Genomic DNA, 14118 nt, shown 5'->3' on the forward strand with positions numbered 1-14118 from the left:
TCTCCCGCAAGCGGGCGAGGGCTTCGGGCCGGCGTCATGCCGATAGCGGGGCGTCATATCGATCGCGGGGATTGGACGGCGCGCTTCCTCTCCTGCCTGCGGGAGAGGGTAGGGGTGAGGGCCCCCTAGATTAGCCTCAGTTGCTCGCCTGGGTCTGCACGTCGTCGAGCTTGACGAACACCGCGCCCGAGGCGGCGAGCCGCTTGATGCCCTCGACGACGCCGAGGCCGGCCGGATGTCCCGGCTGGTTGATATGGGCGATGATAACGTCGCCGGATTTCGCCGCGGCGATACGCCTGGCGACCGTGGCGGCCGGCAGCGACGCGCCCATGTCGGCGTTCAGCGAGAAGCCGGCGACCTCGTAGCCGTCGGCGCGGATCTGGTCGAGCGCGTCGCGGCTGTAGACGGCCGTCGCGCCGCGGAACCAGCGCGGCGGCTTGCCGGTCGCCTGCTGGATGGCCGAGGCGCCGCCATCGACCTCCTTCTGCACCGCTTCCAGCGAGCCGGCCGTCTTCACGCCATAGAGGCTTGGAATGTCGGTGATCGCCGGCACATGCTGGTCGCCGTGGTTCTCGATCTGGAACAATTCGGGGTGCGCCATCAGGGTGGACATGGTGGCGGCGTTCCGCTTCATCCAGCGATGGGTGACGAACAGGGTCGCCGGAATCCGGTTCTCGACCAGCAGGTTCAGGATGCGCTGGTCGATGGCGCCGGAACACGCGTCGAAGGTCAGCGCCACGACTCGGGGTCCCGGCGGCGGCGCGGCGATGCGCAGCTTCAGTTCGATGTCATGCGACTTCGCCGTCGCCGGCAGGGCGGCGACGAGGCTGGCGCCAAGCGCGAGGATCGTGGCGAGGAGGGGGCGACTGCAGGACATGCGGAACTCCGGGACGCGGCGTGCGCGGAGAAAGATCCAGCACTTCGACTCAAATAAGGCGGCGGGCAACAGATCTCGCGCTTTCCGCCTCTCTTTCGCACCGGCGCCGGACGCGATTGCGGCGTGCCGGCAGGACGCCGCCGAACTGGGGCATCGATTCCTGCAAACGCTTCTTGGAGGTCTTGCATGTTTGGACATTAACCATCTGCGCGCAAACATTTTTCCGTTGTCTAGGAGGCGACGGGCGACGGTGGTAGCGTTAACTTTCCCCAGGCTTGAAGCGAACGGACCGTTCCGCCCGGGGCGAGGGCCGCGTCGTGATGTCTTGTACCGCGCAGTGCCATGGCTCATGCGACGCGCGAAGCTGGCGGAATGGATCCGGCGTTTCTCAGCGTTTCGCATGCCTCCCGGAACGGGCTCCGACGCAAGGGGATGCCGGTGGCTGACAGCTGGCCCGTGATCCTGCTGGTCGAGGACGAACCGCTGGTGCGGGCCGCTGTCGCTGAAATGCTGGAGGATCTCGGATTTTCCGTCGAGCAGGCCGCTTCCGCTGGCGCAGCCTCGGCCCTTCTGGCCGTGCCGGATCATCCCTATGACGCGGTCATCATCGATGTCGGCCTGCCGGACCGGCCCGGCGACGAACTCGCCAGGGACATCCTGTCCGATCTCGCCGAAATCCCGGTCATCATCGCCAGCGGCGGCGATCCCTCCGAGCTCGATCCGGCGCTGGCCGGCAATGCGCGCATCGCCATCCTGAGCAAGCCCTATGGCGCCCGAGGCATGATCGAGCTTCTAGCCTCGCTCGGCGTCATCGCCGGCAGGCCCTGAGGTCCGCGCAGTCGCACAGCTTTTGGTGGAAGAAGGCAGCGTCCGGCTGGGCGCCCGGCTGGTACGCCGTCGAAGATATGCGACTATGCCCGCTCGCTCGACGTTCCGACCGGAGGAGGCCGCCCCGTGCCGACGGAGTACTATCTCGACGTTGCCATGCGTCTCGGTATGGCCGTGCTTTGCGGCCTGTTGATCGGCATCAACCGCGACGCCAAGGAAAAGCCGGCCGGCATGCGCACGCTGGCCATGGTCTCGCTCGGCGCGGCGCTGGTCGCGGTCAGCGTCGGCAACATCGCCACCTTCGCCGGCCATCCCGACGCGCAGAGCCGGGTGCTGCAGGGCGTCATCCAGGGCGTTCTCGCCGGCATCGGCTTCATCGGCGCCGGCGCCATTCTGCGTCCGTCCAAGCGCGGCGAGATCGTGCATGGCGTCACGACGGCCTCGACCGTCTGGGTTTCGGCGGCGCTCGGCATCGCCTGCGGTCTCGGCGACTGGCCGGTCGTCCTCATCTCGCTGGTGCTGGTCTTCCTGGTCCTTGTCGTCGCCAAGCCGATCGAGCGGCGCTGGCTGGACTATCTGCGCGCTCGCGAAGAGGCGCAGGAGGCCGCCGCGGCTGCCGCCTCGGCGGAAGGCGCCGAACCGGCGGCTCGCTCGAAGCCGGTCTAGGACTGGTTGCCACGACGGTTGGAATCGAGCGCCCAGACGAGCGCGCCGAGGACGGCGACGGCGCTGACGCCGCTGCAGGCGATCAGCACCTTGCGCGACAGCCGAGTGACGTTCGATGGCTCGGGCCGCAGGCAAAGCTAGGCTTTGATATCGGGAGCGTCGGTCGTCAATACGCGGCACCTGTGAGCCAACGGAAAACGCGGCGCCATCCGCATCATCGGAGCCTTACTCAGATGAAACAGCTCACTTGTCAGCGCCTCTTCATTCGGAAGCCTTGAAAGAGCCAGCTGATCCGCAAGAGGCTTGGTCGGTCCTGCCCAGATTGACAGTTCGGGCAATCTCCGGTCTTCTCATGCTGGCGGCCCGATGCATGTCGGTAAACGATTTAAGTCGAACGGTGCCGGAGCGATCCGCCCTACGTTTCACCTTCATCCGATCCGGGCCGGCCTGCGGACTTAAGGAGGCCAAGTAGAGTTCGGAGGAACTTGATCAAGATTCTTTATCCACTGCTGTGAGATCAAGGAGCGTTCTGATGAAGTCGTCCAAACTATTTCGGAGCCTGCTGGTGTTGCCTTTTCTGGCCGCAAGCTGTGGAGCTTCTGCCCATGCTCAAACCGCCGATGTGCCGCTCGCTGCACGAGATGGACAGGTCACGCTGCCTTATGCGGAGCAGAAGTTCCGCGGCAATGTGGGCACCACCTATCTGAATGCCGACCCGGCAGAGTTTCCCGCCCCAATCAAGGCCCCCGAAGGCGCACCGAACGTCCTGCTGGTGCTGCTCGACGATGTGGGTTTCGGGCAGTTCGACGTTACCGGCGGCGGCGTTCCCTCGCCCGCGCTAGACGAACTGGCCAAAGAGGGTCTGACCTTCACGCGCTTCCACACCACCGCGCTCTGCTCGCCGACGCGCGCCGCTCTGCTGACGGGGCGCAACCACAATGTGGCCGGGACCGGTGTCATCACCGAACTTGCCACCGGCTATGACGGCTATACCGGAGTCATTCCCAAGGACACCGCCTCGTTCGCCGAGATCCTGCGCCAGAACGGCTATGTCACGGCTTGGATCGGCAAGAACCACAACACTCCGATCTACGAGACCAGCGCCGCCGGGCCCTTCGACCATTGGCCGAACGGGCTGGGCTTCGATTATTTCTACGGCTTCATGGCAGGCGACACAAACCAGATCCGTCCATATCTCTTTGAGAATCAGACCCCTATTGGGACTCCCGATAAGGAGGGCTATTACCTCAGCACCGATCTGGCCGACCATACGATCGACTGGCTGAAGAGGCTCGAGGCGATCCAGCCCGAGAAGCCCTGGTTCGCCTATCTCGCGCCCGCCGCGACCCATGCCCCGCATCAGGCCCCGAAGGAGTTGATCGCCAAGTTCAAGGGCAAGTTCGATATGGGCTGGGATGCCTATCGCGAGCAGACCTTCAAGCGCCAGAAGGAGCGCGGGATCATTCCTGCCGATACCGAGTTGACTCCGCGCCCCGCCAGCCTGCCGGCCTGGGACAGCCTGAACGCCGACCAGAAGAGGCTGTACTCGCGCATGATGGAGGTCTTCGCGGCCTATGGCGAGCAGGTAGACCACGAGGTCGGGCGCGTGCTTGACTATGTCAAGACCTTGCCCGATGCCGACAATACGATGATCATCTATATCGTTGGCGACAACGGTGCCTCCGCCGAGGGCGGCTTCGACGGCACGCTGAACGAGAATGCCTTCTTCAATCAATATCTGATGAAGACCGAGGACATGATCGACCGGATCGATGAGATCGGGACCGAGCTGCATTTCAACCACTTCCCTGCCGGCTGGGCCTGGGCTGTCGATACCCCGTTTCAATGGACCAAGCAGGTCGCGAGCCACCTGGGCGGCGTGCGCAACCCGATGATCGTCAAATGGCCGGCCCGCTTCCGGAAGGGCGGGGAGATGCGGACCCAGTTCCTGCATGTCATCGATATTGCGCCGACCATTCTTGACGCGGCCCATATCCCCGAGCCGCGCAGCGTCAATGGGACGGCTCAGACCCCGATCCAGGGCAAAAGCTTCCTGAGCGTGCTGGACGATGCCAAGGCCGAAGAGGTCCGCACCAGCCAGTATTTCGAGATGTTCGTGAACCGCGGTATGTATGACAAAGGCTGGTGGGCGGCGTCGCTGGCCTTCGAGCCCTGGGACCCGGTTCGCGGCGAGTTCGATCCGATGAAGGCGAAATGGGAGCTCTACAACCTTGATGAGGATTTCAGCCAGGCCAAGGATCTTGCGGCCAAGAATCCCGACAAGCTGGAGGAACTGAAGGCGCTCTGGTGGGCAGAGGCATCGAAGAACAAGGCGTTGCCGCTTGACTGGCGCGGTGCCGAACGCTTCAGCGCCGAAGGCACCGGAAAGCCGAACCTTGCAGCCGGGCGTGATAGCTTCACCTATGAGGGCGTGCTAGCGGGCCTGCCGGAATCCTCCGCCCCCGACCTGAAGAACAAATCCTTCAGCGTCACCGCCAAAGTCAAGATCAAGGAAAATGCCAATGGCATGATCTTCACGCAAGGTGGCAATACCGGCGGCTGGGCCTTCTATCTTAAGGATGGCCAGTTAAAGGCCGTCCATAATTATATCGACGTCGCGGTTTATTCCGTCGAAAGCGACAGCGCCGTCCCTGCGGGTGAGCATGAACTGAAAATGGAGTTCGCCTATGAGGGCGGCAAGGAAATGGGAAAAAGCGGGTCCATAACTCTGTCCATCGACGGCAAGGCGGTCGGTTCGGGCACTATCGCGAAGACCACTCCGTTCAAATATTCGCTCTCCGAGAACCAGGACGTCGGGACGGATACCGGCACGGCGGTAACCAGCGACTACAAGGCGCCGTTCGACTTTCAGGGCGAGCTTGAGAAAGTGGTCGTGGAACTCCAGAAGTAAGATTGGCCGGGCGCTCTGCCATTCGGTGGGCGCCCGGCTTATTGGCTGAGGTCTCATTGGTCCGTTCCAGCGGTCGGCCTCTAGCTGCTTTGGGAACGTTATGGGCCGCGCACGACCTGTGTGAACCGCTTCAACCGGCGGCGAAAGGCCGGCTTATGGGATCGGCTTCTGACGGCGGTCTCGAAGGCCCACGGTGGCGGTATCCTGATGATCGACAGTTCCAGCGTGCTCCGCATCTGGATGCGTCTTAATGAGTCTGTGACCTAGTCTAGGTCAGCACGCTGGCGCCGAGATTGATCGCGAGCGCCAGCAGCGTCGTGTTGAACACGAACGACGCGATCGAGTGGAACATCATCACCATCCGGAAATCCGTCGTGCGGACGTTCACGTCGGAGGTCTGGAAGGTCGCGCCGAGGCAGAACGAGAAATAGAAGAAGTCCCAGATCACCGGCTGCGGCGTGTCCGGGAAGATCAGCCCGCCCTTGTCGTCTTCCTTGCCGTCGGCATTGCTGTCGGTCCCGGCCGGCGCGTAGTAGAGCCGGGCATAGTGGAACGCGAACAGGGTGTTGAAGACGATCCAGCCGAGCGGAATGCTGATGATGGCGGTGGCGAGGTGGGTGGCCGTGGTGTTGGCGCCGTTCAGGATCGAGAAGATCGAATAGAACGAGAAGGCGATGGCGCCGACCGTCAGGCACATGATGAGGACAATGCCCTCATCCGCGCTGCGTGCGCGCCGGCGCAGCGTGTCGAGATTGGCCTTTGCCGCCAGCCGGAACAGGAAGAAGAGGTAGACGACGAAGAAGATGTCGCCGGCCGCGATCAGCGCGAATTCGGCGAAGACCAGCCGGATGAGGAAATAGGCGACGACCGCGAGGAGGATGGACTCGTAGAAGTGCCGGTGCTGGTTCCAGTGGCGCCCGATGAGAGAAATCGCCTTGCTCCGCCTTGCGGGCTATTCCACGAATACCGTGACCCGGTCTGACCGCCCGGCCGAATCGACGACCGATAGAGTAACAAACCCTGGTCCGTCCGGCGCCCAGCTTTCAGCGCGCGCGAACGGCGTCTGCGCGATTGGCACGCCGTTGGCGAACCAGGTGAAGGGCGGCTGGCCGTTGCGGATCTTGATCATCAGCGGCATCGGATCGCCGGCGCGGATGCCGAGATCGACCTGGACGCCATCCGGCGGGAAGGCGATCTCCGGCGTGTCGGGCGCCTTGTTGGCGAGGATGTCGCTGCCGCGAAAACGCTTCAGCGGCGCCGGCAGGTCGCCGTTCGAGGCGATCAGGGCGCCGCGCGGGGCGGGCGGCAGCGGCGCGCGGTCGCCGCCGAGCTTGTCGAAGGCCTCGAACAGCACCGGCGCCGCCGTGCCGATGCCGGAAAGGCCGGAGACCGGTGCGCCATCGGCCCGTCCCGCCCAGACGCCGATCACCGTGCGGCCGTCGAAGCCGATCGACCAGGCGTCGCGATAGCCGTAGGAGGTGCCGGTCTTGTAGGCGATGCGGCCGCGCGCGCCGATGGTCGGCGGCGGCACGTCGGCGAGGATGTCTGAGACATACCAGGCGGCGAGCGGCTCGAGCACGGGCGCGGTATCGGCCGAGGCGACGACCGGCAGGGGCTCCGGATGCAGCGCCACCGGCCGGCCGCCGCGCGCGATCGCGGCATAGACCGAGACGAGGTCCTTGAGCGAGATGCCGACGCCGCCGAGCCCGACCGCGAGGCCGGCCGCCGACATGTCCGGCAGGCGCGGGCTGGCGGCGGCGCGCTTCAGCCGCGCGATCAGCCGCGCCGGCCCAACCGCGTCCAGCACCTGCACCGCCGGTACGTTGAGCGATTGCGTCAGCGCGTCGTGGATGGTCACCGTGCCGCGATAGAAACCGTCGAAATTGACCGGCGCATAGCCGGCGAAGGCCGAGGGCTTGTCCTCGATCAGGCTCTGCGGATGGGCGAGGCCCTGCTCGAAGGCGAGGCCGTAGATCAGCGGCTTCAGCGTCGAGCCGGGCGAGCGCACCGCCTCGGTCATGTCGACATAGCCGTTGCGGCCGTCATCCATGAATCCGGCCGAACCGACCGAGGCGAGGATGTCGCCGGTGACCTGGTCGGCGACGAGGATGGCGACCGACGCCTTCGCCCCGACTTTTGCCGCGCGAGTGCCGGCCAAGGCTTCCAGCTTCGCCTGCAGGCGGCCGTCGACGGTGAGGCGGATGACGGGATCGGTCGGATGCCGCTTGCGCGCCTGGTCGCCGAGATGGGCGGCGAGCATCGGGAACGGCTTCCTGGCTTCCGGAATGCGCTCGGTCTTGGCCGAGGCGGCGGTCTCCTCGTCGAGCACGCCGGCCGTCACCAGCCGGTCGAGCACGCGGTCGCGCGCAGCCTTCGCCGCCTTCGGGTCGCGGTCGGGCCGCCGCGCCTCGGGCGATTGCGGCAGCGCGACGAGCAGGGCGGCCTCGGCAATGGTCAGCCGGCGCGGCTCCTTGCCGAAATAGGCGAGCGTCGCGGCGCGGATGCCTTCGAGATTGCCGCCATAGGGTGCCAAGGCCAGGTAGAGAGACAGGATCTGGTTCTTGTCGAGCTTCTGCTCCAGCGCCCGCGCGTGGACGATCTGCTTCAGCTTGCTTTCGGCCTGCCGGGTCGAGCCGCCCTGGACGAGGCGCGCAACCTGCATGGTCAGCGTCGAGCCGCCGGAAACGACATGGCCGTTGCGCAGGATCTGCCCGGCGGCGCGGCCGAGCGCGCGCCAGTCGACGCCGTGATGCTCGTCGAAACGCCGATCCTCATAGCCCTTGAGCATGGTGAGGAACATCGGGTCGACATCGGCCAGCGTCACCGGCAGGCGCCAGCGGCCCTCGGCGATGGTGTAGGGGCGCAGCAGCGTGTCGCTGCGGTCGACGACGATCTGCGAGGTCGGCACCTGGGCGGGATCGGGCACCGGCGGCAGGGTCCTGTCGATCTCGGCCAGCACGCCGCCGAGCCAGGCATAGGCGAAGAAGGCGGCAAGGCCGAGCGAGAGGCCGGCAATGGTCCCCCGTCGCCGCCATCTCGAGGGCGGCCGCGGCGCGTCGTCTCCCTCGCCCGCAAGCGGGCGAGGGCTTCCATTCGAGTCCGCATCCGGCTTGCCGTTCATCGCAGCCGCCTCTCGTGGCTCCGCGCGACTCCCACCCTCTCCGTCATCCCTGCGGAAGCAGGGATCCATTCAGCCTGAGGTTTCGGCTGCATGGATCCCGGGTCTTCGCCCGGGATGACGGCGAGCTTGGTCATGCGCATCGCCCGCTCACTTCGTCGTCGTCGGGCCGACGATCTCGACCGAGCCGGTGTCGGTGTGGGCCTGGCGGTCGGGGTCGTACATGTCTTCCACCGTCGCGGCCGGATGCACGAACTGGCCCGGCGACACGGCGCGCACGCCATAGGCGACCGAGAACTCGACCGGATCACCGGCCGAGCGGGTCACCGCCGCGACGAAGCGGTCGGTGCGGGCCTCGGTATGGGCGACATTGGTCTCGACCTTCAGCCAGTCATACGAGGCGGTGTCGCCGGAGCGCGAGATGTTGGGGTTCTCGATCTCGAAGCCTGCCGGCAGCGGGTCGACCACCATCAGGCGGCCGAAGCGGGCCTGGTCCGCCGTCACCGTCAGCACCACCACCAGGCGGTCGTTCTGGCCGACCGTCGTCGGGTCCGCCTCGCTGCCGTCGGTGTTGAAGTAGCTGCGCGTGATGGTGAAGCCTTCGCCGCCGGCCGGTTCCGGCGAGGCGGGGATGCCGGTCAGCGTCAGCGCCGCGTCGAGCGGAATTTTGCTGGTGTTTTCGACCACCAGCGGCCGCGGCGACACGTCGGAGCCGAGCAGCTTGCGGTAGAGCGGCACCTCGGCCTTGTTGCCGTCGACGTCGATCGCGGCCTGCTTCAGGTCCGACATCATCGCGGCGGCCGCCATCAGCATCCAGCCCTGCTCCTGGGTGGAGAGAGTGCGGCGGGTCTCGCGCGTCGTGACGACGTCGTCGACCAGCTTCTTGATGTTGGCGTCCCTGTCGCCGCTCTCAGCGACGAGGGTTAGCACCGCCGCCTGGTCGCGCAGGGCCGAGCCATAGTCCTCGCGGCCGGCCAGTTGCGGGGCTACCGCGCTGCGGAGATTGTCGATCGCCACCTTGAGCACCGAGCCGGAACGGGCCTTGTCGCCATATAGCGCGAGCGCCGCGCCGATCTGCGCCTGCGCCAGCGGGGTTGCGAAGTTGTTCAGCTTCGATTCCGCGTAGTAGCGCAGGTCGCCGATCGCCGCCTTGCCGTTGCGCGCGAGCACGTAGAGCGAATAGGCGATCGCCTCGCCACCCCTGTCGAAGTCGGAGGCGTAGCCGACCTTGTTGGAGAGGTTGTCGAGCGCGTTGTTGAACGCCACCTCCGGCACCAGATAGCCGGCCGCCTTGGCGCGGGTCAGGAAGTCGGTGACATAGGCATCGAGCCAGAGATCCTCATAGCCCGGCCCCCAGAGGCCGAACGAGCCGGCCGAAGACTGGTTGTCGAGCACCTTGCCGATCGCATCCTGGATCCGCTTGCGCAGCTCGCTGTCCTGCGCGATGCCGATCGTCGCCGCCACCTGGTTCAGGTAGAGCAGCGGCATCGCCTTGGAGGTGATCTGCTCGGTGCAGCCATAGGGGTAGCGGTCGAGCGAGGCGAGGATCGCCGCCACGTCGAGCTTGGCCGAGCCGCCGATGGCGAGCGTCGCGCTGGTCGTGCCCGGCACGAACTCCGCGAAGGCATATTCGTCGACGGTCAGCTTGTTGCCGGGAGCCAGCGAGATCAGCGAGCGGCGCGAGACCGGCTGGCCTGCCGGGCGGATGCCCAGCATGTAGGTCCGGTCGAATGTCTGGCCGTTCTCCGGGCTCGCCAGGCTGACGGTGATCTGGTGGTCGCCGATGTCGACCGCCTTGATCGGCAGCGCGATCGTGGTGCGGCCGGCCTTTTCCAGGCGGATCTGCTTGTCGGCGTCGCTGGGATCCATCGCCACGCCGGGGGCGTCGACGGTCAGCTGGTAGTCGCCGGCAGGGCCCTCGACATTGTTGATCTCGACGAGGATGCGGCTCTGGTCGTCCGGGGTCATGAAGCGCGGCAGGCTGCCCATCACCACGACGGGATCGCGGATGATGACTTCCTTCTCGGCATGGCCGATGCCTTCCTTCGACCAGGCCATCGCCATGACGCGGACCGAGCCGTTGAAGTCGGGCACGTCGAAGGTGATCGTCGCCTTGCCGTTCTCGTCGACCTTCACCACGCCGGAATAGAAGGCGATCAGCTTCTCGGTCGGCGGCACCGACTTCAGGCCGGGCGCGCCGCCGTCGCCGCCGGAGCGGAGACGGCCGGGAACGCCCTGCATGCGGTCGATCAGCAGGCCGTAGAGGTCGCGGATCTCCATGCCGAGCCGGCGCTGGCTGAAATACCAGCCGTCCGGGTCCGGCGTCTTGAACTGGGTCAGGTTGAGGATGCCGATATCGACGGCCGCGACCGTGACATAGGCTTCCTCGCCCTTCTTCAAATTGGCGAGCGTGACCGGGATGGTGAGGGCCCCGCGCGGACGGATCTGGTCCTCGGTATCGAGCTGGACGTCGATCCGCCGGTCGGCCGGGTCTACCGGCACCCAGGCGAGGCCGAGCGCGCGCGTCGGCATCCGCTTGGCCTCGACGTCCATCGGCCGGAACAGGGTGGCCGTCACATAGGCGCCGGGACCCCAGTTCGCCGTCACCGGCAGGTCGACCGTGGTGCCGCCTTCCGGCACTTCCACCGTCTTCATGTCGATGACGCGGTCGTCGATCACCATGATCTGGGCGATGCCGGGGAAGCGCGGGTCGAGCCTGAGCTTGGCGGTGTCGCCAGGCTTGTAGTTCTTCTGGTCGAGCGAGACGGTCAGCATGTCCGGCGTCTCGGAGGCGACGCTGGCGTCGACATACCAGCCGGCGTCGAAATTGGTGCTGGCCGAGGTCGGCGCGTCGCCGGCGAGCGCCACCGTCAGGCGGAACCGGCCCCAGTCGACCTTGCCTTCGATGCTGGCGGGCTTGACGGCGTCGAGGTCGACCGTGCCGTTGGCGACGCGTGTCGCCGTGGTGATCGCCTCGTATTTCCAGGCGCCGTCGCGGCGATACCACTGGTAGTTCGTGTCGAGCTTCTCGATCTGCCAGGTCGCGCCCTTGGCGTCGATGCGCTTGCCGTCCGGGCCGATGGCGATCAGCTCGAAGCCGGCCGTCGCGCCTTCCGAGACGCTGCCCTCGAAGTTCGGCTTGATGCCGATATGCGGCTTGCTGCCGTCCGCCGGCAGCGACATCCGGCGCTCGACGGCGCGGCCATTGGTGTCGGTGACGCGCACGACGATCTCGGCGTTGAAGAGCCGGGTCGTGTCCGGCAGCGTCGGCACCGTGGCGTCGAAATTGGCCTGGCCTTCGTCATCGGTGATGGCGCTGGCGCCGAGGGAATCCCTGACGCTTTCGACCGGGTCGTCGGCGAGGCCGAAGGAGAAGCCGGGATAATCGGGGCTGGTGCTGGTCGGCGTGGCGATGATGTCGCCATCGACGCCGAGGCCGATCGCCTTGGCGCCATAGAGATACTTTGCGGTGAGCTCGATCGGGAAGGTGCCGCCCGAGGTGAGCCGCTCGGCCGAGGTCTTGAGCTCGAAGGCGATCCGCTCCGGCTCGAAATCGTCGATCAGCGCCGAGATCTCCGTCAGCGCCGCGCCGTCGGGATCGGCATAGAGCTGGAAGCGCCAGGCGCCGCGCTGGGCGCCGTCCGGGATCGCCACGTCATGGCTGTAGCCGCCCTGGCCCTCTTCGGTCAGCTTGGTGCGCAGGAACTCGACGCCGTCCGGGCGGTCGACGACCAGCGTCAGCGGCAGGCCGTTGACGGCCTTCGCCTGCGCGTCGCGCAGCAGCGCCGTCAGGTGCACCGTCTCGCCGGGGCGATAGATGCCGCGTTCGGAGGTGAAGAAAGTGTCGAGCGGGCCGGGGGCGGGGCGTCCGTCGACGCCGCGGTCGGTCAGGTCGAAGGCGGTCTTCTTCATGTCGAGAAAGGCATAATCGCCGGCTGCGGTCTGGGCGACGAGCAGTTGCGGCGCCATGCCGCCCGTGCCGCGCGCCAGGCCCGGCTCGAAATGGACGTAGCCGTCGGCGTTGGTGGTCGCTTCGCCCAGCACCTCGTCATTGGTGGCGACGAGCTTGACCTTCACGCCGGCGAGCGCCTGCGCCGTGTTGAGCGAGCGGATGACGGCATGGACGCCGTCATTGCCGGACAGCGCTGACAGACCGAGGTCGGAGACGATGAACCACTGCGTGGCGAGCGAGGAATCGTAGCCGCCATCGTTGTTGGAGCCCTTGGTCGCCGCCTTGGCGGTGATGACGTAGACGCCCGGCTCGATCGTCTTGACCGCGTCGCCGATCGGGATCGCGGTGGTGATGTTCTCGTTCAGCTTGTTGGCGCCGACCTCGATCTGGCCCTTCCAGACAGAGACGCCCGACTGGCTGGCGATCTGGCTGGCCGAATAGCTGTCGAGCTGGCGCAGGAAATTGCCGTCGCGCACGGCGATGGCGATCGAGCGGTCGCCGATGCGGTAGACCTCGGCGTCGATCAGGTCGGTGTTGATCGAGTCGATCGGGATCGAGGCGCCCTGGCCGGCGGGCAGCACATAGGCGTTGCCGGCGAAGCCGACCCAGGGGGCGCGGTCACGGATATAGCTGGAGACGGAGGCCGTCTGCGCCAGCTTCTCGCCATCGGCGGAGGGCAGGCCGGCGCGGAAGCGCAGCGTGTAGCGCTGGCCGTGCTTCAGCCCGTCGATACAGATCTGGTTGTCCTGCGGCTCGATGGCGAGGCCCTTGCCGCCCTCGACGACCACGTAGTCGGAGAGCGTCGCATCGGCGACCGGCAGCGAATCGGAGAAGACGACGCACATGCGCGGCGAGGCGGCATCGGCGTCGACCGTGTTGGAGACGATGCGGAAGCCGCGCTCGGCGAGCAGCTTTTCATAGGCGGTGCGGATGGCCGAATCCGCCTTGTATTCGAGGCTGAGGCGATAGGTCTTGATCGCCGCCTTCCACATCTCGCGCTTTTCCAGCGCCTGTCCGAGCAGGGCGAGGGAAAGCGCCTGCTCGGCCGCGCCGTCGGCGCGCAGATAGGCGTTGAGGGCGGCCGAGGAGGCGGCGGTCAGCGCGTCCTGGCGCTCGCTGTAGTCGTTGGGATTGCGCTGCATCTGGGCCAGCGCGAACTGGCGCCAGATCGACGAATCCTCCGGCGCGATCGCCAGCATCGCGCCGAGGTCGCGCGACAGCTCCTTGGCGTCGCCGCTCTCTCGCGCGCGCTCGGCGCCCTGGCGGATGGTGTCATGGCCGATGCCGTTCGACGGATAGAGCGTCGAGAGCGATCCGAGCTGGCGCTTCGCCTCGTCGAAGGGCGAGGGCCCGAGGAAGGCGAGCTCCTCGATGCGGGTCTCCTGGGTGCTCTTGTCGATCGCCCTGGCGACGACGACACGGCCGGCATTGGCGCCCGGGGCGACGGCGAGGCTGCCGAAATCGCTCTTCAGGAAGCACCACTTCGCCTTGGTGTTGTAGGTGAAGGCCTTGCAGGCCTGGTCGTCGACGCAGGCGCTCGCGCAGGCCTTCTGGTCGACGTCCTTCAGCGTCTGCAGGTCGAAGCCTGGATAGTCGGCATCGCGGCTGACGATGACGCGGCGGGCGCCGCTATCCTCGGCCTGCACCGGCGCGCTCATGCCGCCGGCAAGGAGCGCCGCGCCGAGGACCACGCCCGAGATCACGTTCGTGACGCGTCCCATGATTCCGCCAATGCCGCGCATGTGTTCCCTCCGCCAAGGTCTTGT

The 14118-nt window shown here is 66.5% G+C and carries 7 protein-coding genes and 2 pseudogenes; 4 read left to right on the top strand and 5 right to left on the bottom strand.

Annotated elements, in window-relative coordinates; translation table 11 throughout:
• Positions 1–136: 136 nt before the first annotated feature.
• A complete protein-coding gene (locus tag WFK98_RS00445; RefSeq protein ID WP_336798915.1) occupies positions 137–877 on the bottom strand; it encodes a polysaccharide deacetylase family protein in 741 nt (246 codons plus the stop codon).
• Positions 878–1315: 438 nt separating this feature from the next.
• Between WFK98_RS00445 and WFK98_RS00450 the strand changes: the two genes are divergently transcribed.
• Both WFK98_RS00450 and WFK98_RS00455 read left to right on the top strand, forming a co-directional pair.
• Positions 1316–1705 carry a response regulator gene (locus WFK98_RS00450; protein WP_266340660.1) on the top strand — a complete coding sequence of 130 codons (390 nt, stop codon included), beginning with the start codon at positions 1316–1318 and terminating at the stop codon, positions 1703–1705.
• A 126-nt stretch (positions 1706–1831) separates the two neighbouring features.
• A complete protein-coding gene (locus tag WFK98_RS00455; protein ID WP_336798916.1) occupies positions 1832–2371 on the top strand; it encodes an MgtC/SapB family protein in 540 nt (179 codons plus the stop codon).
• Here WFK98_RS00455 and WFK98_RS27320 read toward each other — a convergent pair.
• Positions 2371–2502: pseudogene (locus WFK98_RS27320) on the bottom strand (TrbI/VirB10 family protein); the annotation flags it as partial. The gene WFK98_RS00455 and the pseudogene WFK98_RS27320 overlap by 1 nt on opposite strands.
• A gap of 401 nt (positions 2503–2903) precedes the next feature.
• Here WFK98_RS27320 and WFK98_RS00460 point away from each other — a divergent pair.
• Positions 2904–5282: an arylsulfatase gene (locus WFK98_RS00460; RefSeq protein WP_336798917.1), complete on the top strand. Its 2379-nt coding sequence runs from the start codon at positions 2904–2906 to the stop codon at positions 5280–5282.
• A gap of 93 nt (positions 5283–5375) precedes the next feature.
• A pseudogene (locus WFK98_RS00465) lies at positions 5376–5510 on the top strand (IS5/IS1182 family transposase); the annotation flags it as partial.
• A gap of 40 nt (positions 5511–5550) precedes the next feature.
• Here WFK98_RS00465 and WFK98_RS00470 read toward each other — a convergent pair.
• From WFK98_RS00470 to WFK98_RS00480, 3 genes are all read right to left on the bottom strand, one after another.
• Positions 5551–6213, bottom strand: a complete 663-nt coding sequence (locus WFK98_RS00470) for a DUF1345 domain-containing protein (protein ID WP_336799583.1) — start codon at positions 6211–6213, stop codon at positions 5551–5553.
• Positions 6214–6234: 21 nt separating this feature from the next.
• On the bottom strand, positions 6235–8403 hold the full coding sequence (gene pbpC / locus WFK98_RS00475; protein WP_336798918.1) for a penicillin-binding protein 1C: 2169 nt from the start codon (positions 8401–8403) through the stop codon (positions 6235–6237).
• Between the two features lie 147 nt (positions 8404–8550).
• A complete protein-coding gene (locus tag WFK98_RS00480) occupies positions 8551–14073 on the bottom strand; it encodes an alpha-2-macroglobulin family protein (RefSeq protein WP_336798919.1) in 5523 nt (1840 codons plus the stop codon).
• Between the last annotated feature and the right edge of the window lie 45 nt (positions 14074–14118).

Origin of the sequence: Kaistia sp. MMO-174, from assembly GCF_037147815.1 — a bacterium.
GTDB lineage: Bacteria > Pseudomonadota > Alphaproteobacteria > Rhizobiales > Kaistiaceae > Kaistia > Kaistia nematophila.